The 20,602-nt window shown below is 61.5% G+C and carries 17 protein-coding genes; 10 read left to right on the forward strand and 7 right to left on the reverse strand.

The window, feature by feature from the left end; all coding sequences use genetic code 11:
• The first annotated feature begins 50 nt into the window (after positions 1-50).
• Both JIN81_RS08815 and JIN81_RS08820 read left to right on the forward strand, forming a co-directional pair.
• Positions 51-2,744, forward strand: a complete 2,694-nt coding sequence (locus JIN81_RS08815) for a valine--tRNA ligase (protein ID WP_200278565.1) — start codon at positions 51-53, stop codon at positions 2,742-2,744.
• A gap of 58 nt (positions 2,745-2,802) precedes the next feature.
• Positions 2,803-3,903 carry a DUF4332 domain-containing protein gene (locus JIN81_RS08820; protein WP_200278566.1) on the forward strand — a complete coding sequence of 367 codons (1,101 nt, stop codon included), beginning with the start codon at positions 2,803-2,805 and terminating at the stop codon, positions 3,901-3,903.
• A gap of 68 nt (positions 3,904-3,971) precedes the next feature.
• Here JIN81_RS08820 and dtd read toward each other — a convergent pair whose 3' ends face one another.
• The 3 genes from dtd to JIN81_RS08835 are packed head-to-tail and all read right to left on the reverse strand — an operon-like array spanning position 3,972 to position 5,405.
• On the reverse strand, positions 3,972-4,427 hold the full coding sequence (gene dtd / locus JIN81_RS08825; protein WP_200278567.1) for a D-aminoacyl-tRNA deacylase: 456 nt from the start codon (positions 4,425-4,427) through the stop codon (positions 3,972-3,974).
• Positions 4,428-4,434: 7 nt separating this feature from the next.
• Entirely contained in the window at positions 4,435-4,797 is a 363-nt protein-coding gene (locus JIN81_RS08830; RefSeq protein ID WP_200278568.1) for a rhodanese-like domain-containing protein, read from the reverse strand.
• The gene (locus tag JIN81_RS08835) at positions 4,794-5,405 is read right to left on the reverse strand and encodes a L,D-transpeptidase family protein (protein ID WP_200278569.1); all 612 of its coding nucleotides are present in this window, start codon (positions 5,403-5,405) and stop codon (positions 4,794-4,796) included. Before JIN81_RS08835 ends, JIN81_RS08830 begins: the two co-directional genes overlap by 4 nt.
• Positions 5,406-5,534: 129 nt before the next feature.
• On the opposite strand from JIN81_RS08835, the gene JIN81_RS08840 reads away from it, so the two are divergent.
• From JIN81_RS08840 to JIN81_RS08870, 7 genes are all read left to right on the forward strand, one after another.
• Entirely contained in the window at positions 5,535-5,834 is a 300-nt protein-coding gene (locus tag JIN81_RS08840) for an FmdB family zinc ribbon protein (protein ID WP_200278570.1), read from the forward strand.
• 44 nt (positions 5,835-5,878) lie between these two features.
• A complete protein-coding gene (locus JIN81_RS08845) occupies positions 5,879-6,613 on the forward strand; it encodes a hypothetical protein (RefSeq protein WP_200278571.1) in 735 nt (244 codons plus the stop codon).
• Positions 6,610-8,055 (forward strand): hypothetical protein, encoded by a 1,446-nt coding sequence (locus JIN81_RS08850; protein ID WP_200278572.1) that lies wholly within the window; start codon positions 6,610-6,612, stop codon positions 8,053-8,055. Before JIN81_RS08845 ends, JIN81_RS08850 begins: the two co-directional genes overlap by 4 nt.
• Positions 8,056-8,109: 54 nt before the next feature.
• Positions 8,110-9,198: a glycine cleavage system aminomethyltransferase GcvT gene (gene gcvT / locus JIN81_RS08855; RefSeq protein ID WP_200278573.1), complete on the forward strand. Its 1,089-nt coding sequence runs from the start codon at positions 8,110-8,112 to the stop codon at positions 9,196-9,198.
• An 11-nt stretch (positions 9,199-9,209) separates the two neighbouring features.
• On the forward strand, positions 9,210-9,590 hold the full coding sequence (gene gcvH / locus JIN81_RS08860; protein ID WP_200278574.1) for a glycine cleavage system protein GcvH: 381 nt from the start codon (positions 9,210-9,212) through the stop codon (positions 9,588-9,590).
• Positions 9,591-9,673: 83 nt separating this feature from the next.
• Complete coding sequence (gene gcvP / locus JIN81_RS08865) at positions 9,674-12,508, forward strand: aminomethyl-transferring glycine dehydrogenase (protein ID WP_200278575.1); 2,835 nt, start codon at positions 9,674-9,676, stop codon at positions 12,506-12,508.
• 27 nt (positions 12,509-12,535) lie between these two features.
• Complete coding sequence (locus JIN81_RS08870; RefSeq protein ID WP_200278576.1) at positions 12,536-13,042, forward strand: 8-oxo-dGTP diphosphatase; 507 nt, start codon at positions 12,536-12,538, stop codon at positions 13,040-13,042.
• A 73-nt stretch (positions 13,043-13,115) separates the two neighbouring features.
• Here JIN81_RS08870 and JIN81_RS08875 read toward each other — a convergent pair whose 3' ends face one another.
• From JIN81_RS08875 to ftsY, 4 genes are all read right to left on the reverse strand, one after another.
• A complete protein-coding gene (locus JIN81_RS08875; protein ID WP_200278577.1) occupies positions 13,116-13,505 on the reverse strand; it encodes a hypothetical protein in 390 nt (129 codons plus the stop codon).
• A gap of 76 nt (positions 13,506-13,581) precedes the next feature.
• Entirely contained in the window at positions 13,582-14,688 is a 1,107-nt protein-coding gene (locus JIN81_RS08880; protein WP_234044607.1) for an HAD-IB family phosphatase, read from the reverse strand.
• Positions 14,681-15,763, reverse strand: coding sequence for a beta-ketoacyl synthase N-terminal-like domain-containing protein (locus tag JIN81_RS08885; protein WP_200278578.1), 1,083 nt, complete (start codon positions 15,761-15,763; stop codon positions 14,681-14,683). Before JIN81_RS08885 ends, JIN81_RS08880 begins: the two co-directional genes overlap by 8 nt.
• Positions 15,760-16,611: a signal recognition particle-docking protein FtsY gene (gene ftsY / locus JIN81_RS08890; RefSeq protein WP_200278579.1), complete on the reverse strand. Its 852-nt coding sequence runs from the start codon at positions 16,609-16,611 to the stop codon at positions 15,760-15,762. The genes JIN81_RS08885 and ftsY overlap by 4 nt, the downstream gene beginning before the upstream one ends.
• Before the next feature lie 139 nt (positions 16,612-16,750).
• Here ftsY and JIN81_RS08895 point away from each other — a divergent pair, with 139 nt between their 5' ends.
• Complete coding sequence (locus tag JIN81_RS08895) at positions 16,751-20,593, forward strand: DUF7133 domain-containing protein (protein WP_200278580.1); 3,843 nt, start codon at positions 16,751-16,753, stop codon at positions 20,591-20,593.
• Positions 20,594-20,602 lie beyond the last annotated feature (9 nt).

Consider the following 20,602-nt stretch of genomic DNA (forward strand, 5'->3'; position numbering starts at 1 on the left):
AATCCACGCTTCTTTACAAAACCCGGGGGCTCTGGCATCCCTCCGCGGCGATGTCCGAATTGCCTACAGCATACGAGCCCCAAGCGGTTGAGGAGAAATGGTATCAGGCCTGGTTGGAGGGTCGGTGTTTCGAAGCGGATCCTTCGTCCGACAAGCCGGCCTACTCGATCGTCATTCCTCCGCCAAATGTGACCGGGATTCTTCACTTGGGCCATGTGCTGAACAATTCGCTGCAGGACATTCTGGCAAGACGGGCGCGTCAGACGGGGCATGAAGTGCTGTGGCTGCCGGGCACGGACCATGCGGGCATCGCCACCCAGACGAAGGTCGAGCGCCAGCTCCGCGATGAGGAGGGCAAGGGACGTCGGGACATCGGTCGGGACGCGTTTCTGGAGAAGGTGTGGGAGTGGAAGGAGAAGCACGGCGGCATCATTATCAAGCAGCTCAAGCGACTCGGTTGTTCCTGTGACTGGTCGCGTGAGCGTTTCACGATGGACGCGGACTACACGCAGTGGGTCAGCCAGGTGTTCGTGGATTTGTTCAAGGAAGGTCTCATCTATCGGGGCAAGCGCATGGTCAACTGGTGTCCGGTCTCGCTGACCGCGCTGTCGGACGAAGAGGTGATCATGAAGCCGCAGCGCTCGAAGCTCTACACGATGAAGTATGAGCTGGTGGATGCCCCGGGCGAGTTTTTGGAGATCGCAACGACCCGCCCGGAGACCCTGATGGGCGACGTGGCGGTGGCCGTGAACCCGAAGGATCCCCGTCATGCCGCGCACATCGGCAAGAAGGTGCGTCGTCCGTTTCCCGCTGCCGAGATTCCCGTGGTCGCCGACGAACACGTCGACATCGAGTTCGGAACGGGCGCGCTGAAGATCACCCCGGCCCATGACAAGGCCGACTTCGAGATCGGCATGAAGCACGATCTGGAGATCATCGATGTCTTCCATCCCGACGGCACGGTGAACTGCCCGGATTGTCCTGAATTGGACGGCCTGGACCGGTTCCGTGCGCGCAAGAAGGCGGCGGCCATGCTCGAGGAAATGGGCTTGCTGCTCAAGGTGGAGGAATACGACAACAATGTCGGCTTCTCCGAGCGTGCGGATGTGCCGATCGAACCGCGGATCTCGATGCAGTGGTTCTTGCGTTATCCCTGCGTGGATCAGGCCGCCTCGGCGGTTGCGGACGGCGATATCGCCTTCCGTCCGGATCGCTGGCGCAAGACCTATGCCCACTGGATGGGCAATCTGCAGGACTGGTGCATCAGTCGCCAGTTGTGGTGGGGTCACCAGATCCCGGTCTGGTATCGCAAAGACAAGCTGGACGCCCTGAAGGGGGCGGAGGCACTCGACATGTCCGACTTCGAGAAGGGTGACATCCATGTGGGCGTGGAGCCTCCCGCAGACGGTGACAACTGGGAGCGGGATGAGGACGTGATGGACACCTGGTTCAGTTCCTGGCTGTGGCCGTTCGCCACGATGTCGGGAGTGGGTGAGGAAAGCGAGACGCTCAAGAAATTCTATCCTACGTCGGATCTAGTAACCGGGCCGGACATCATCTTCTTCTGGGTCGCCCGTATGATCATGGCCGGGTATCGCTTTGCCGACGAGTTGCCTTTCAAGAATGTCTACTTCACCGCGCTGATCCGCGACATGAAGGGGCGCAAGATGAGCAAGTCGCTCGGGAACTCTCCGGACCCGATCGACCTGATGAACAAGTATGGCGCGGACGGCTTGCGCTACGGTCTGCTCAGGATCGCTCCGGTGGGTGCCGACATCCGGTTCGATGAAACCCAGATCGAGGAGGGCCGGAACTTCGCCAACAAGCTCTACAACGCCTGCCGTCTGAGGCAGATGGCGGGCGATATTGAATCCCTTCACGAGGAGGACGTGCAGGGCGAGGCCCGTTGTTTCCACGTGGACATCATGGCCAAGCTGGACGTGCTCTCGGCCGATCTGGAGCGTCTCTACGGTGAGTATCGTTTCAGTGAGATCGCCCAGCGCCTCTATGAATTCCTCTGGTCCGAGTTCTGCGACCGTTTCCTTGAGGCGGTGAAGACCGACCTGCGTGATGGAGCGGATCCGGAATCGAGGGCGGTGACGCTCACGGTGTTCGACGCGGTGATGAGCCGCTACCTGCAACTTCTTCATCCCTACATGCCCCATGTGACGGAGGAACTCAGTGCGCGGATGGGATTTGTCGAAGAAGGTTCTTTCCTGATGGAAGAGGAACTTCCGTCCGAGCCGCTGCTTGCGGGACTGGATGATGAGGCGGTCGAGACGGCGGCAAGCCGTTCCTCGGCACTCTATGACACTGCGAGCCGCCTGCGGAATCTGAAGGCCGAGTATCGCGTGGCGAGCCGCAAGGATGTTCGTTTCGTGTTCAAGGATGCACCGGAGTGGCTTGAGGCCGAGCTTCCGGTCCTGGCCCTGCTTGCGGGTGCCGGTGCGATTGAGCTGGATGATTCCTTCGAGCCTCCGCGGGGTACCCCGGCATCGCTCACGCCGGTGGGCGAAGTGGCCATGCCACTGGAAGGGCTCATCGATGTGGAATCCGAGAAGATCCGTCTGAACAAGGAGATCGAGAAGATCCAGATCGAGGTGAAGAAGTCGGAAGGCAAGCTGGGCAATGCCAGCTTCGTTGACCGTGCTCCGGCGGCCGTCGTCGAGCAGGAGAAGGCGCGCCTCGCCGAGTGGCACAGCAAGCTCGAGCAACTCGGAGAGATGCTGGCATCCCTCGGATGATGGCTTGTGCGTCACACGGTGGGGGATATCCTCCGCTTTTTCCACGGGGTGGGACGACATGAGCGAGCTAACATCCATCAAGGAGATCCAAAGCGGGCAGCTTGAGCTGCTCGAGGCGGCGGGCTATGTCGAGCTGAGGCATCTGGTGGAGGTGGATCCCGAGGTGCTGCATGGTGAGCTGAAGAAGGCCAACGACATGTTGGCGATTCTGGACGAGGCACCTGACCTTGATGAGGTGCGCACGTGGGTGGCCCGCGCACGTGGCGACGATGAGGTGCCGGCGGAGGAGATGGAAGAGGAGGCTGCGGATCCTGATGCTCCGGTCGAGTGGGTGAACTACGAGGCGGACCCGGATGTGCAGGACATGATCGAGAAGGCACCGGTCGCCTTGCCGATTCCCAACCGCCAGCTGGCGGAGCGCGGGATTCCACCGACCGAGGTGGGGATTGCCCCGGTGCTGAATCGGGCGGCGGGAGATCTCGATGTCCGGGTGTCCACGGGGGCGGCGGAGAAGAAAAAGTCGGACCCCGGATTGACGCCGCGCGCGAAGGAGTCCGGTGTGGTGCAGGTTGCCAATTTCAGGAATGTGGAACGCCGGGGCATTGATGCGGGGCGCGTGCGGTCCCTGGAGGATGCGCGGTCCGGTACCACGGCGGTGCAGCCGTTGCAGGCCCCCCAACCTGCGGACGAAGACGATCGGATCCGGTTGTTGAGAACCGCGCGGGAGAAGACGAACCGCGGCAAGAACCCGGAATCCCGTTCCTTTGTTCGTGGCGTGCTGCACGACCTGCCGGTGCAGGTGTGGTTCGGGTGCTTTTTCGTGGTCTTGTTTCAGCTTCTGGTGCCGCTTGCGATCGTTTCGGCTCCCTTGCTGATCCTGTCCGATCAGAAGCCGGAGGAATTCAGCTGGGTTCCGTCGTGGATCCTCGCCTTCCCGATTGCGGTGCCGGTGGCGGGTTTGCTCTGTCTGATGACTTCCTGCCGGGTGAAATGCCGGGTGTGCGGTCAGAAGGTCCTGTTGCCGAGGCATTGCCGCAAGAATGTGAAGGCCCACCATGTGCCGGGTCTTGGCTACATCCTCCCACTGGCGGTCCACACGCTGCTTTTCCGTTGGTTCAACTGCACCTTCTGCGGGACTTCGGTGCGGATCAAGGAGTAGCCGGGAGGGCTTCCGCAGGAGGGATGACCGTCCGGGTTCGCGCCAACCGATGAATCGAGGGGAAGGTCCTACTCCCGTGCGCGGGAGTCGATGGTGATGGTCACGGGCCCGTCGTTGACGAGGGAGACCTGCATGTCGGCGCCGAACCTGCCGCGGCCGACCGCGTTGCCGATGACTTCGCTCATGGCCTCGCAAAATGCGAGATAGAGTGGCTCGGATTGTTCTGGGCGGGCGGCACGGATGAAGGACGGGCGGTTCCCCTTGCGCGTATTCGCGTGCAGGGTGAACTGACTGATCACGAGGGCCTGGGGCGTCGCTTGGTCCAGAAGGGAATCGTTCATCTTGCCCTCGTCGTCTCCGAAGATCCGCATCTTCGTGATCTTGCCGACGAGCCAGTCGACGTCTTCGTGGGTGTCGCGCTCCTCAATGCCGAGGAGGATCACGAGGCCGCCATCGATGCGCGCCAGTGACTCTCCGTCGCTGGTGACCTCGGCAGGTCCGCTTCGCTGGATGACGGCTCGCACGGTGTTCCTAGTACTTCGGGACGGATGGGTCGATGGTCTCCGACCATGCGTGGATGCCGCCGGCCATGGACCAGCACGGGCGATGGCCGTGGCTGCGGAGCCACTCGACGGCCCGCAGCGAGCGCATGCCGTGGTGGCAGTAAATGATGCACGGGATGTCGGGGGCGGGAAGGAGTCGGGCGGCCTCGGTGGCGAAGGCGGAGAGTGGCGCAAGTCGGGCGCCGGGCAGTCGGTTGATCCTCCACTCATCGTCCTCCCGGCAGTCGATGAGCAGGCACTTGCCGTGTTCGATGGCTTCGGCCAGTGCCGCGACGTCGCCGGGCAGGACCTCCATCGAGGTGTCCGGATCCGGGAGGTCCTCCGGGGTCATCGCTCGACAATCACCGGGGTTCCGACCTTGGAGTGCTCGAAGAACTTCTTCGCCATGTGGTCCGGCATGCGGACGCAGCCGTGGGAGGCGTTGTAGCCGGGCAGGTAGCCGGTATGCATGCCGACGCCGCCGTTGAAGCGCATGAAGTTCCACATGGGGGCCCCGACGAACTTGCATCCGGGGGGCACCTTGTCGACCCGTGAGTCGGCATCGTCATTGACGACCTGGCCGGTCGTCTTGTCCTCGATGATGCCGTAGAGGTTGGACCGGTGGTTCTTGTTCTTCTGGGTGATCTTGTAGGTGCCCGCCGGGGTGTCGTGGCCTTCCTTGCCCGTCGAGATGCGGGAAACACCGACCAGAGTGCTGTCCTTGTAGAAGAACGCCTTCTGCTGGCTGAGGTCGATGGTGATCTGCGGTGAGCCTTTCACTCCGTCTCCTGCCCAGTAGGAGACGTCGTCAGGGAGGGCGGCTCCCGGATCGGTGGATGCCCGCTGGACCTGCCTCTTCTCGTAGTGGGAGAGGTACCCGCTACCTTGGGAGGCGGAATCGAGGGAGCAGGCGCTGAACGACAGCGGAGCGAGCAGGGCGACGATGAGGCGTGGAGTCATGAGGTTCAATCCGATGACCGGGATTGATAGCGCGGAGTCGGCGGCGGTCAAGGGTGGGAGGTGCTCGGTGAGCGGTTCACACAGGGATTGCAGAGTCGGAAAGAACTGCTATCTCAATCGCCACACGCCATGCCGACATACGATTACGAATGCGAGCAATGTGGACACCGCTTCGAGGTGTTCCAGAGTATGAACGATGCCAAACTCACCGATTGTCCTGAAGAAGGGTGCGCAGGCCCGGTCCGGAGACTGCTCGGAACGGGCGCAGGTGTGATCTTCAAGGGTGGTGGTTTTTATCAGACCGACTACCGCTCGGACTCCTACAAGCAGGGGGCCAAGAAGGACAAGGAGGGGGGTAAGCCGAAGTCCGAGAGCAAATCGGGAGACTCGAAGCCTGCCGCCAAGCCATCCGGCGGGGATTCGAAATAATCCGGGGCTTTCCAAGGTCATCGGATCTCTGATAGCGCTAGGTCATGGGAGAAAAGGAATCACCGCCGCCGAAAGCCAAGGGCAGTTGCCTCGGCAAGCTGATGACATTCGTGGTGTTCCTCGGATTGGCGGGACTCGGCGCGGCCCTCTATTTCGTGGCCCAGCCTCAGGATCTGTCGGACATCGACGGTCGGGGACCTGCGGCGGTCGGGAAGTCTTCCCGGAATTTGAAGGAGGTGCTGAAGAACTCTTCGGACGGGGCGTATCCGCTGAAACTCAGTGAGGAGGAGATCAATCTGTATCTCCGTGATACCCTGGCCTTCAAGCAAGCCGGATTCCTCGGAGAGTGGGTCGACATCGAGGACGTGGCTGTGCGGCTGGAGGAGGATCGCGCTGAAGTGGTCATCGTGAGGTCGGTCGCGGGATACCCGTTGACCTTGTCGATGTACATCCGGATCGAGCAGATCGAGCAGCCCGACGGGCGCATCACGACGCGGATATTCCGCAATGGGGGACCGTATCAGGAATGGCTGCCGAAACCGGGCATCGGTGGACGCTTCGGCCAACTGCCGGTGCCTGAGGGGTTTCTGCTGACGGTGATGCCGTCTTTCCAGCAACTGGTCGGAGTCTACCGTGAGGTCCCGGAGTCGGGAAAACGGGGGAAGCCGGTCAAGGAAGTGGATTTCATTGAGGACATGGCCCGCATTTCGATCGCGGACGGCAAGTTGCTGCTCGATCCCCGGCCGAATACGCGGGAAATGCTGATGCCCGGCGGATGAGTGGTTTCCGTCCATGGGTGCTGGGCGGGTGTCTGATGCTGGGGATCGCTGTCGGCGATGAACCCCGGAAAGCGATCCCGCTCTTGGATCTCGAGGCGCTCGATCCCACCGAGCAAGGGACGGCGGAGGTCTGGACCGAGGTGGAGGCCGAGCAGGCGGTCGAGTTTCCCCGCGACCAACGGGTGCGTTCGGAAAGCGGCCAGTTCGGAGTCAACGGGGGGCAAGGGGCGCAGCGGGCGTCGATTGCGATCCAGGCCGACGATATCAGGCGCCGGTTCAACGCGCTCCTCGATCAACCGGATGCGCCGGTGTCCGTGCCGATCGAGATCCTGCTGCACGGGAAGCCCGGCGACCCGCCGCGTGCACGTCCGGTGGCGCATGAGCTCCGCTATACCGCCGACACCTACCTTCTGCGGATCCACGTGGACTTCTCGCGTGGGCTCGACCGGGAGCGCATGGAGGGCGCCATCATTCGTGGTTTGCTGTTTCAGCGGGCGCTTCACGGGAAGGAGCCCGGGTCGGTTCAGACCGCGTTGAAGGCGCCGGTGTGGTTGGTGCAGGGCATCACCGAGGCCGATGCTTGGAGGCAGGGTCGGGGTGACCGGAAGTTGTATGAGGGCGTGTTCCAGCAAGGGGGGCGCTTCACGCTGGACCAGCTGTTCGCCGTCGGTGAGGAAGAATTCTGGCGATCGGATGGGGTTTCACGAGCCATGTTCCGGGCGCAGTCGGGGGCGATGGTGATGGCCCTGATTGAGCAGCCACAGGGGAAGGAGGCCTTTGCCGGGTTCTGCGATGAGGTGGCGGTTTTCGAGGGGGAAATGCCGATCCTGTTGCGGACCCATTTCCCGGAGATGAACCTTTCCGAGAAGAGCCTGGCGAAGTGGTGGGCCCTGACGATGGCGCGGCTCGCGGAGGCGCCGATCACGGAAGTGATGAACGTCCTGGAGACCGAACGGGCGCTGGCGGATGCCCTGGTGCTGCATTTCCGCGATGAGGAAGGGGTCAATGTGAATGTAACGCTGGAGGAGTGGCAGGGACCAGACCCGGAAGAGGCGAGCGCTAGATATGCGGCGGTGAGGCCGGCTCAGGATGCGCTGAATCGTCTGAGTTACCGTTGTTTCCCATCCTACCGGTCGCTGCTTTCCGACTACCAACTGATCCTCATGGAATGGGCTCGGGATGGTCGGAATGACAAGATGATGATGGATCTCGTCGAGTTGAACGAACTCCGCGCGCGAATGCTCGAGCGAGCCACGCGAGGGAGGGACTACCTCGACTACATGGAAATCGCGGGGGCGACGGAACTCAGCGGTAGCTTCGACGACTACATGCGCCTCAAGCAGGAACTGAAGGAGAAGCCGCGGGTGGTGAAGGATGATCCGGTTTCCAAGTATCTCGACACCCTGGAAGCGGTGTATGAGCGAAACAGAAGTCGAAAATAGGCACAAAACGTTGCCTTAATTGACTTTTTCATGACGGGTTCTCAGGTTCCCCGCGTGTCCGAACCTCTGCAGCACTCTCCTCTTGAACCGCTTCACGTCGAACTGGGCGGGCGAATGGTTCCCTTCGCGGGATGGAACATGCCGGTCATGTATGACTCCATCCTGAACGAGCATCAGGCCGTGCGTGGATCGGTCGGGATTTTTGACATTTCCCACATGGGCCAGTTCATCGTGAAGGGCGAGGGCGCGCTCGAGTGGCTGAACCGCATGCTTGCCAACAACCTGGCCAAGCTCGCCGACGGACAGGGCCAATACAGTTTCATGCTCAACGAGCAGGGTGGCGTGATCGACGACCTGATCGTTTATCGGACCGGTGCGAACGAGTTCTTCCTCGTCGTGAATGCATCGATGATCCCCGAGGATTTTACCTGGCTTGAGAAGCAGCGTCCTGACGGCGTCGAGCTTCTGGACGAGAGTGAAAGCTGGGCGGGCATGGCGGTTCAGGGACCTGACTCGGCGGCCGCATTCGCGAAATTGTTTCCCGACGAGCCGTTGCCGCCAAGGAATGGGATCGCCCGACTGAGCGGTGGGCAAATCGTTTGTCGGACCGGCTACACCGGGGAGGATGGCTTCGAGTTCTTCTGCCCATCGGCTGACGGGATCACGGCGTTCAAGCAGTTCTGCGATGCCGGCGCCAAGCCTTGCGGCCTGGGTGCCCGGGACAGCCTGCGTCTGGAGATGTGTTACCCGCTGAATGGCAGTGATCTCAGCCCGGCGAGGACACCGATCGAGGCGGGACTGGGGTTCTTCGTCGATTTGGAGAAGGGGGACTTCGTCGGACGCGATGTTCTGGCCCGCCAGAAGGAAGAGGGTCTCAAGGAGCGTTTGGTCGCGATCGCCTACACCGGGAAGGGGGCTCCTCCACGTGCCCACTACCAGGTCCTCAGCGAATCCGGGGAGGTGCTCGGTGAGCTGAGCAGTGGGGTGCCTTCGCCGAGTCTCGGCAAGGGGATCGGCCTCGCCTACCTTCCTGTTGCCTACGCCAAGATCGGCACCAAGGTCCAGGTCGACGTCCGCGGACGGCCATTCCCCGCCGAGGTCGTGAAGAAACCGTTTTACAAACCAGCTGCCAAAAATTCATAAGTTTTCCGTTCATGAATGTTCCAGACGATCTCCGATACAATACCTCGCACGAATGGGTCCGCCTCGAGGGTGACGTGGTCACCGTTGGTATCACCGACCACGCGCAGGAAGAACTGACCGATGTGGTCTTCGTTGAGCTCCCGCCGGTGGGCAAGGAGGTCGATGCCGAAGACCCGGTGGCGGTCGTGGAATCCGTGAAGGCGGCGAGCGACATCTACGCCCCGATTTCCGGGGAAATCGTCGAAGCCAACGAAGGCGTCGAAGCCGACCCTGCCTTGGTGAACACTGATCCGTATGCCGAAGGCTGGATCTTCAAGATGAAGGTCAAGGATGTGGCACAGGTCGAGGCCATGCTTGATGCGGCGGGCTACAAGGCCCTCCTTGGCGGCTGACCGGAGCCGAATCTTTCCGGACCCGGTGGGCGCCTGCCCCCGGGTCCATTTTTCTTCATACCATTCCCATTCATTCCATAGCCATGTCCCTACACACTGATTTCCTCAGCCGTCACCTCGGCACGATGGGCGATGATACCGCCGCCATGCTCGAACAGGTGGGTTACGAATCGCTTGCCGGATTGATTGATGATGCCGTGCCTCCGGCGATCCGCTCGAAGGAAGTACTAGAATTGCCCGAAGCCGCTTCGGAAGCCGAGGCGCTTGATCGGCTGCGGGGTATCATGTCGCGGAACCAGGTGAAGAAGAACTGCATCGGCCAGGGGTATCATGGCACCCATGTGCCCGGGGTGATCCAGCGGAACATTCTGGAGAATCCGGGTTGGTATACAGCCTACACACCCTATCAGGCGGAGATCGCCCAAGGGCGGCTGGAGGCATTGTTGAACTTCCAGACCATGGTGGCTGAGTTGACCGGTCTGCCGGTTTCGAATGCGTCCCTGCTCGACGAGGGGACGGCGGTGGCGGAGGCGATGAGTCTGGCCCTTGCTGGTGCGCCGAAAGGGAAGGTCATTTTTGTCGCCGAGAATTGTCATCCCCAGACGATCGATGTGGTGAGGACCCGGGCCGAGCCATTGGGCATCGAAGTGCAGGTCGGAGACTGGCGGAGTTATGACCCCGCTACGGCGGAGGGATTCTTCGCCGCGGTGGTTCAGTATCCGGACACCCACGGTCGGGTGGATGATGTGGAAGCGTTTTTCTCGAAGGTGAAGGAGGCCCGTGGAATGGCGATCGCGGCGGCGGACCTGCTGGCGCTGACATTGCTGAAGCCGCCCGGTGAGTTTGGTGCGGACATCTGCGTGGGCTCGAGCCAGCGCTTCGGAGTACCGATGGGCTTTGGTGGTCCTCACGCCGCCTTCATGGCGTGCACCGACAAGCTGAAGCGCAAGTTGCCCGGTCGGATCATCGGGGTATCCGCCGACTCGAAAGGGCGGCCCGGTCTGCGGCTTTCGCTGCAGACGCGTGAGCAACACATCCGTCGTGACAAGGCGACATCGAACATTTGCACGGCGCAGGTTCTGTTGGCGGTGATGGCTTCGATGTATGCCGTCTATCATGGCCCGGAAGGGCTCGTGCACATCGCCAAACGGGTGCACCGGGCCACGGCGCGACTTGCGAAGTCATTGCGCGATGGAGGCTTTGAGCTGGTCGGTGACTCGTTCTTCGATGCCTTGCTCGTCAAGGTGGCGGACGACGCGGCCGGCGTGTGTGAAACAGCCTGCCTCAATGGGGTGAATCTGCGTCTGGTCGACAAGGATCACGTCGGAATCGCGCTCGACGAGACGACCACCGAAGCGGATCTGTATTCGATCTGTGGGTCATTCGGGGTACCGCTGGTTTCGCTGGAGGATGGAGCCTTCCACTGGGAAGCCGGGCTCACGAGGCAGTCCGCGTTCCTGACCCAGAAGGTCTTCAACCAGTATCAGACCGAGACCGAGATGCTGCGCTACATCAAGCGTCTCGAATCGAAGGACCTGGCATTGAACGAGTCGATGATTCCCTTGGGATCATGCACGATGAAGCTGAATGCGACCGCCGAAATGATGCCGCTGAGTTGGCCCGAAGTTTCGTCCATCCATCCCTTCGCACCGGACGATCAGAGCATCGGCTACCGGGAGATGTTGTCGCAACTGGAGAACTGGCTGGCGGAGATCACCGGGTTTGCTGCGGTGTCGTTGCAGCCCAATGCCGGTTCACAAGGCGAGTATGCGGGGCTTCTCGCAATCCGCCGATACCATCAATCCCGGGGAGATGAACAGCGGGACATCTGTCTGATCCCGCTGTCCGCGCATGGCACCAATCCGGCGTCCGCCGTAATGGCCGGAATGAAGGTGGTGGGTGTGCGATGTGATGACGACGGAAACATCGACGTCGAGGACCTTCAGGCGAAGATCGAGGCGAGCGAGGACCGCTTGTCCGCTTTGATGGTGACTTATCCGTCCACTCACGGGGTGTTCGAAAACACGATCGTGGATATCTGCGAGCGCATTCACGCCGCCGGTGGGCAGGTTTACATGGATGGAGCCAACATGAATGCCCAAGTTGGCCTCACTAGTCCGGGCCTGATCGGTGCGGATGTTTGCCACCTCAACCTGCACAAGACCTTCTGCATTCCCCACGGGGGTGGCGGTCCGGGTGTGGGGCCGATCGGTGTCGCCGAGCAACTGGTGCCATTCCTGCCGGGTCATGAAACGCTCGAGCAGACCGATGGAGTGGTATGTTCCGCTCCATGGGGGAGTGCCTCGATCAACACCATTTCGTGGATGTACATCGCGATGATGGGGCCGGATGGTCTGACGAAGGCCACCGAGATGGCGATCCTCAATGCCAACTACATCGCCCGTCGTCTGCAGGATTTCTTCCCGGTTCTCTACACTGGCAACAAGGGCCTGGTCGCGCACGAATGCATCATCGATCTTCGTCCGCTAGCCGAGAAGAGCGGGGTGACCGTCGAGGATGTGGCCAAGCGTCTGATGGATTACGGCTACCACGCGCCGACGATGAGTTGGCCGGTGGCGGGCACCCTGATGATCGAACCCACCGAGTCAGAGGCGAAGAGCGAGTTGGATCGCTTCTGCGATTCGTTGATTTCGATTCACGGGGAGATCATGGCCGTCGCGAATGGCGAGGCGGACCCGGTCGACAATGTGCTCAAGAACGCGCCGCACCCGGCGGAGGATGTCTGTGCCGATGAGTGGGATCATTCCTACTCGCGGGAAAGTGCGGCTTATCCGCTGCCCGGACTTCGCAGGCACAAGTTCTGGCCATCGGTGGGTCGAGTCGACAATGTCGCCGGAGACCGCAACCTGGTCTGCACCTGCGACAGCGTGGAAGCCTACGCTGCAGCGAGTTCGTAGGCGTGGTCGGGTTCCGGCGATTTCCTCATGAATGCCTCACCGATTGACTGGGCCAGTTGGTCCGCGCCCACGCATGCCACGCTGATGTTCGTCGTCCGCGACGGTGAGATCCTTCTGATCGAGAAGAAGCGGGGTCTCGGTGCGGGGAAGATCAACGGGCCGGGTGGTAAGATCGATCCGGGCGAAACGCCGTTGGAATGCGCGGTTCGGGAAACCGAGGAGGAACTTCACATTCATGTGAAGCGTCCACGCAAGATGGGGGAACTGCACTTCGCGATGTCGGATGTGCCGGACATCCTCTGCCATGTCTATCTGGCGCATGACTTCGACGGTCGTCCGACGGAAACCGACGAGGCGAAGCCGCTGTGGTGTCGGATTGATGACATCCCCTACGACCGGATGTGGAGTGACGACATTCACTGGTTGCCCCTCATGCTGGACCGCAGGACCTTCCTTGGGCGCTTTGTGTTCGACGGGGAAGAGGTCGGGTGGTTCGAGATGGAGAAGGACGTCTTCTGGAAGTCGGAAGGCTGAGGACAGAGACATGAAAAAGCCCGCACCCTGGTAGGGATGCGGGCATGTTTTCGGGATTTTTCCTGGTGGAAAATCAGAGTGAGCCTTTCAGCGCTTCGAACTCAGCCTTCATCTTGTTCAGGTCTGATTCAGCGCGTTCGATCTTGTTGTAGAGCGACTGAAGCTTGGCAAGTTTGCGGCCGATCGGAGCGGACGAGGTGCTTGCTGGTGCCTTGGCTGCGCGTGCACCGCGCTTCTTGGCGGCAGCTTTCCTTGCGGGGGCCTTCTTGGCTTTCTTCGGTGCACCGGACTTCTTCAGCCAGCTGGAGATGGTGAGAGGAGAAATCTTGAACTTCTTCGATGCAGCGGACTGGCCTCCGCGGCCCTTCTCGCTGTTGATCTTGTTGACGAAGTCGATGATCTCGGCCTTCTCCTGGTCGGAGTAGCGCTTGCCACGTGATGTTTTTTTAGCCTTGGTGCTCATAACGCGGGTCTTTTCTCAGATATCTACCCAGTGGCAAGTGTTAATTATAAGTGAGTTGTTGGAGATGGATGATGAATCATCCTATCAACTCTTCAGGAAAGTCGCGAAGTGAGGTGATCCAATGGTCCGCACCCTCCTTCACCGCCGCTCTGGAAACCACACCACCGTAACCTATCACGGCTTCACATTCACTACGTGATTCGAGATCTGAATTACCATCTCCGACCATCAGAATACGCTTTGGGAGAAGAGCCTGCTTCCACTCGCGGATCACTTCCGGTTTTCCGCCGTTTCTAGTAGTCGGGTAATTCTCACCGAAGCCCTTGTAGCTCCCGTCCGGGTTCAGATGGAGGGGGACGGCCTCGATATCCTGGATTCCAAGCTCCTCGGCCAGTGGCTGGATCAGTGGAGCGAAGCCTCCCGACAGGATGACCGGATGCCAACCGGCCTGCTTCAATCGTTCAATGAGTTCCTTGGCTCCCTCGGTCTGGGTTTCCACATATTGTCGGGCCACGGCCTCGCACAGTTCGCGATCGGGATGAATCATTTCCATTCTTCGACCGAATACTTCCTCCACGGGAACCTCACCATTCATCGCCTGATGGGTGAGCGCTTCAACCTGATGGAATACGGATTCGCCTTTGGCTCTCGCCAACTCATCGATCCCCTCGATCGTGGAAAGGGTGGAGTCGCAGTCGAAGAAGATGAGGTTCTGGCGGGGACGGGTCGGTGCCAGGATCCGGACTTCGGTATCCACACCCACATGTTGGAAGAGCTCGATGATGTCTTCATTGCTCATCCGGATGCAGCCGCAGCTCACCGGCTGACCGAGAAGGGATTCATGGTTGGTGCCATGGATGTAGATGAAACGTTCCCGGGTATTGGCATTCTCCGGATCGGTGCCGTCGAGCCAGAGGATGCGGCTGAGGATCAAGTCATGATCGTCGGCATCGCCAGACCAGACGCCTACCGGCTGTCTACCTTGGAAAATCGTCCCGGGATCGGCGTCCGCTCCAATCGTCTCGCAGATCCGGAAGGTTCCCGTGGGGGTGCGGTGGCTTTCGGGCTGGTTTCCGACGCCCTTGCGTGCACTGGAAACGGGCCATGACTGGATGCGTTCGGTTCCACGAATCAGACTGAGCGTTTGATCGTCGATGGAGATCTCGATGGATAAGTCAGACATGAGGAGATTGGATGAGGGCTACGGTGTGTTTGCCGCCCATGGCCGAGGCGATCTTGAGGATGGTCGATCCGGCGGGGAGGTCGGTGCCTTGCAGCGGGCTTCCTCGTTTCAAGGCGGCACAGGCCATGACGGTTTCGAGCAGGCCGCTCGCTCCGATGCAGTGACCGGTATGGTGCTTCAGGGGAAGGCGGACGGAGTCGGAGGAAAGCAGGTCGTCGAGAATCTGGTTCTCACTGAGCGCATGCATCGGAGTCCCGCTGGCGTGTGGGATGCACAAGGTGGGTGACCCTTGGGCGTTGAGGACGCGCGACAGGAGTTTCCTGAGTGCGGGGAGGTCGGTGGTGGATCCCAAGGTGGCATTCGGCTCGGCGATGCTGTCATGGGTGACCAGACGGGGCGCGCGGGGCGGGGCATCGCTTTCGAGGCAGAGCGCGGCTGCTCCTTCGGCAGGAATCATGCCCGGATTCCCGGGCGTGGCGAGAATGCCGGTGGAATGAAAGGCATCGAGGACCGGACGCACGAGCGGGAGGTCGCAGGCGAGCACGAGGACCTTTCGTACGATGCCAGCCCTGAGCCAGATGGCGGCGGTGGTGAGCGCATCGAGTCCCGCGCAGCATCCATTGGAAACCACATGCCAGTCGCCGTGGATCCCCAATTCATGGCTGACGGCGGCGGCAGGCTCGGAGGCCAGTGAGTTGCTGGCCGCCATGATGGGAAACGGGCGACGTTCGGGCCATGGCTCGAGCCAACCGGCAGCCGTCCCGCGGCTGGTCCCGAAGATGATGGCGGCTTCATCGCAATCGCTGGCGGACCATCCGGCCGCCGCGACGGCCTGGCGCGCAACGTGCAGGGTGGCACAGGTGGCCGGTGACCATTTTCGGTGACACAGCAGGGACCGAGGATCGATCCATGCTGCTAGAACATCGGCCAGCGGTTCGGGAACCTCGGTGAGCGAACCCAGCTGCCTGAATGGCGCGGGTGCCAAGTCGAGGGCCTCGAGGTGAGCCTGCGGAGTGTGGCCGAGCGTGCTGAGGCAGCCCAATCCGGTGATGCCGATTGGAACGGTCCGCTTCAAAGCATTTCGTCGATGAAGCGCTTCCGGTTGAACAACTGGAAGGCCTCGGGTTCTTCGCCGGTGCCGAGGAAGCGGGGAGCGATCTTCAACTGATCGTGGATGTTCACGGCCACGCCTCCTTTGCCGGAACCGTCCATCTTGGTGATGATGAGTCCGTCGAGTGGGGAGGCCTTGTGGAATTCCTTGGCCTGTTGCAGGGCGTTGGTTCCGGTGGTGGCATCCACGACCAGCAGGGTGAGGTGCGGGGCGGACTCGTCCTGCTTGGCAAGAGTGCGGCGGATCTTAGCCAACTCTTCCATCAGGTTATGCCGTGTGTGAAGGCGGCCGGCGGTATCGCAGATGAGATAGCGTGCGCCACTGGCGATCGCTTGCTGGTGTGCGTTGTAGCAGACCGAGGACGGGTCGGAGTTGGGCGCGCCGGTGACCACGGGAATGTCCAGCCTTTCGCCCCAGCGCTGGAGCTGCTCGGTGGCGGCGGCGCGGAAGGTGTCGGCAGCGGCGAGAACGGTGGGTGCGCCGCGTCCTTGCAGCCAGTGCGCGAGTTTGGCGCATGAGGTGGTCTTGCCGACACCATTGATCCCGACGACCAGGAAGACGAAGGGTTTGTCGGAAGTCAGAGGCAGGGGCGGAGGGGCGTCGGGCGGAAGCCGGTCGGCGACCTTGGCGCGCGCCACTTCGATGACGTCGTCCGCAGAGACCTGGCGTCCGAGCGACTGGAGCTCATCGACGATCTCCATCGCCAGACGTGGGCCAAGGTCGGCGGCGACCAACTCGGCTTCGAGTTCGTCCCAGTCGACTTCCGCCTTGTTGGCGATCTTGTTGTAGAGCGAGGAGAAGAACCCTGCCATGGCGCGGGGTTTCTAGGGGCGGCGGGGGCATTGGGCAAGCCAATCGCACGACTGGCTTCGGGGAAGCCCGGTGGATGGCGAGCCCTGAGCGTTGCCATGGGGCGGGAATCGGCTAGTTTCCGCGGCAATGATCTTGCGAATGATGGCATGGATGACGCTCGTGGCGACGCCGCTGTGGGGTGGTTCCGAGGACGTCATATTGGAAACCTTTGAGGGCGATGGCTTCGGCGATTGGAAAGTCGAGGGGTCTGCGTTCGGGGCGGCTCCGGTTCCTGGAGAAATGGAGGGTTTGAACGGTCGCCTGACCGGCTTCGCCGGCGATTCGTTGGTGTGCTCTGCGCATGGTGGAGATTCAGGGATGGGATCGCTGACGTCCGGAGCGATCGTGGTTTCACGCGACCATCTCGCCTTCCTCATTGCAGGTGGGAATCATCCGGGGAAGACCGCGGTCCAGTTGCTCGTCGACGGCGAGGTCGTGCTGGAGGCAAGGGGGGATAACTCCCTGGTGTGCCGGCAGGTCGTGTGGGATGTGCGGAAGTGGAAGGGAATGAAAGTTCAATTGCGGTTGATCGATGCCTCGGCTGAAACTTGGGGGATCATTGCCGCGGATCATTTCATCGCCAGTGATTCGTCGACTCCGGTGATGCCGGTGGGTCGCACGGATTCGGATGCTGGATCCTTGGTCGCCACGGACGTGATCCCCGGTGCGAGCATTCCCGCCGGCACCCGGCTCGCGGTGTTGGCGGATCATGCATCGCATCAGGTGACGTCACCCACCGCGCTCGCCTTCGATGAGCAGGGGAACCTCTATGTGAGTGAGACCCATCGATTCAGGAATGGGATCGAGGACGATCGCGATCATCTGGATTGGTATCTCGACGACTTGGCGGCCCGGACGGTGGATGACCGCTCCGCCTTGATTGAGAAGTGGAAGGGAAAGTTCCCCGATGGATACTTCACCCGGAAATCGGAGGTGCTCCGTCGCCTCGCCGGACGAAAGGAAGACGGTTCGTTTGAGAAGTCGACGGTGTTTGCGGATGGATTCAATGACCCGCTTGATGGTACGGCGGCCGGCGTATTTGCGATGGATGGAGTCGTCTATCTGGCGAGCATTCCGAAGATCCACAGCCTCGCGGATCGCGACGGCGATGGTGTCGCTGAGGAACGCGGCGTCGTGCAGGATGGATTCGGAGTGCGTTTCTCGCTTTCCGGTCATGATCTGAACGGATTTGCCCTGGGTCCGGATGGGCGGCTGTATGGAACGGTGGGCGACCGGGGATTCAACCTGAGAACCAGCGAGGGTGTTGTTTACGAGATGCCGAACGAAGGGGCCGTGTTCCGGTTTGAACCGGATGGGACCCAGTTCGAGGTGATCCACACCGGACTCCGGAACCCGAAGGAGATCGCCTTCGATGCCTATGGAAATGCCTTTTCCGTGGACAACAACTCCGACCAGGGGGACGAGGCACGGATCGTGTATGTCGTGGATGGTGCCGATTCGGGGTGGAGGATGGAGCATCAGGCGATGCACACCTTTCACCGCCAGATCGGACTGGATGAACGACCGCTCGGCCGGTGGATGGAGGAGAGGATGTGGGAGCCCGCTAATGAAGATCAACCGGCCTACCTGCTGCCGCCTGTCGCAAACCTGACTTCCGGGCCTTCCGGTCTGAGCTATCATCCGGGGGCGGGTTTCCTCGAAGATGAGGTCGGCCGCTTCCTGATCTGCGACTACCGTGGCGGGGCTGCGGCTTCCGGGATCTGGTCGTTCGCCATCGAGCCAGCGGGTGGGGGGATGAAGCTGACCGACGCACGCAAGTTCCAGTGGGGCACGGCGGCGACGGATATCACCTACTCATGGGATGGCAAGGTGGTGGTCAGTGATTTCATCGGCGGCTGGCGCAGTCATGAAGCAGGGCGCATCTATCAGATCGAAGCGGAAGAGCCGTTCCTCGCCGAGGCCGCCGTGGAGGCAGCGGTCCTGATCCGCGAGGGGTTTGACCAGCGTTCGGTCGAGGGACTTGGGAAGCTGCTGGAGCATCCCGATATGCGGGTCCGCCTGCGTGCCCATCTGGCACTCACACGGAAGGAAGAAGGCCTCAAGAAGTTGATCGAAGTTGCGGAGGAGGGCGAGGCCTTCGCCCGACTGCATGCGATCTGGGGACTCGGCGTGATCGCGCGCCGGGGTGCGGCGGCGCGGCCGGTGGTCGAGCGGGATGACTTCGTGGATCTCCCCGACAGGAAGCTGAGTGAAGTGGCATGGGGCCGACTCATCTCGCTGCTGGCCGATGAAGATGCGGAGGTACGCGCGCAGGTGGTGAAGGTGCTCGGTGAGTCGGGAGTGGTGGGTGACCGGATCAATTTCGGCGCGTTGTTCAACGACGAATCGCCCCGGGTCAGGATGTTGGCGGCGATTGCGGCGGGGCGGACCAAGGCGATCGGTTCGCTGCCGTATCTGTGGGAGATGATCATCCAGAATGATGATCAGGATCCCTACCTCCGTCATGCCGGGGCATTCGCTCTCGAACGCTTGTCGAATCCAAGGCAACTTCAGGTGCTCCACAGTCACCCGAGCAAGGCGCTCCGCCTCGCGGCCGTGGTTGCCCTCGGGCGGATGCGGGATGATGGGATCGCCTGGTATCTGGAAGACCCCGAGCCGAAGATCGTGGAGGAAGTCATCTGTACGATCCACGATCGCGGGATGGAGTCGGTCCGGCCCCTCGTGGCGAAGTTGCTGGATCGGAAGGACCGACGTACGTGGTCGGCGATGAACTGGGTCCGGCTACTGCACAGCTCGTACCGGCTTGGCACGGCGGAGCAGGTCGGGCGGGTGTTGGAGGTGGCATTGGATGATGAGGTACCGCCGGCGATCCGCAAGGAGGCGCTGCGCCTGCTCTCGCAGTGGAATGAACCTCACCCGGTCGATCAGTCGATCGGGCGCCATGATCCGTTGCCGGAGCGCGATCCGAAGGTTGCCAGGGAGGCACTGGGTGGATCGTTGCAGCGGTTGATGAAGATCGCCGGACCATTCCGGGCCCAGGCGATCGAGACCATCCGGACGCACGGGCTCGATACCACGGCAGTGCCCGACAAGGATTTGGAATCCGCCATTCGCAATGCGGACCTGCCGGGTGATGCGAGAGCGAAGACGCTCGAGTTGTATCTGGACCGCAACCCTCAGCAGATGGAGACCTTCCTGGTTGAACTGTCCGGGATGGACGATGACGAACTCGCGCTCGCGGCACTTCGCCGGCTGGTGGAATCCGGCAGCTCGTTTGCCGCCGCGGCGATCGAGAAGGCGGTGGGTTCTCCTTCCGTGCGCCGCCAGCAGGCGGGATGGAAGCTTGCAGCCGAAGTGAAGGATGATGTGGTAGCCCTCATCGGGGAGCGGATGAATGCACTGTTAGAAAGCAAGGGCGCCGGGCCCGCTGCGATCGAGTTGATCGCCACGGCGCGGAAACGGGATGAGCCGGTGATCCAGGAAGTGGTTGGCGAGTTCGATGCGTTGATTGCGGCATCGGAAGACCCGCTCGCAGTCCATTACCCGAGTCTCGAGGGAGGCGACGTCGGGCGCGGGAAGAAACTGTTCCGCAGTCATCCTGGCGGGCAGTGCATGCGCTGCCATGTCGCGGATGGTGGACACGGCGCGGCCTTGGCGGGGCCTGATCTAGCAGGTGTGGCGAAACGGGGGGACCGGAAGTTCCTGCTTGAGTCATTGGTTCAGCCGGCGGCCAAGGTCGCGGCGGGTTACGGCATCGTTTCGGTGGAGCTCAAGGACGGCACGACCCTCGGTGGTATACTGCGTGAAGAGGGCGGCGATCGGGTGGTGATCGATGTGGCGGGCGAGCTGCGGACGGTTCAGCGCGATGAGATCCAGTCGATGACCGATGCGGTTTCCGCGATGCCGCCGATGGGAGCCCTGCTGAATCCCGAGGAATTGCGCGACCTTGTGGCATGGTTGGCCAGCCTCAGCGAGGAATGAGCCCGATCG

This window comes from Haloferula rosea (genome assembly GCF_016595525.1).
In the GTDB taxonomy this organism is placed as follows: Bacteria; Verrucomicrobiota; Verrucomicrobiia; order Verrucomicrobiales; family Akkermansiaceae; genus Haloferula; species Haloferula rosea.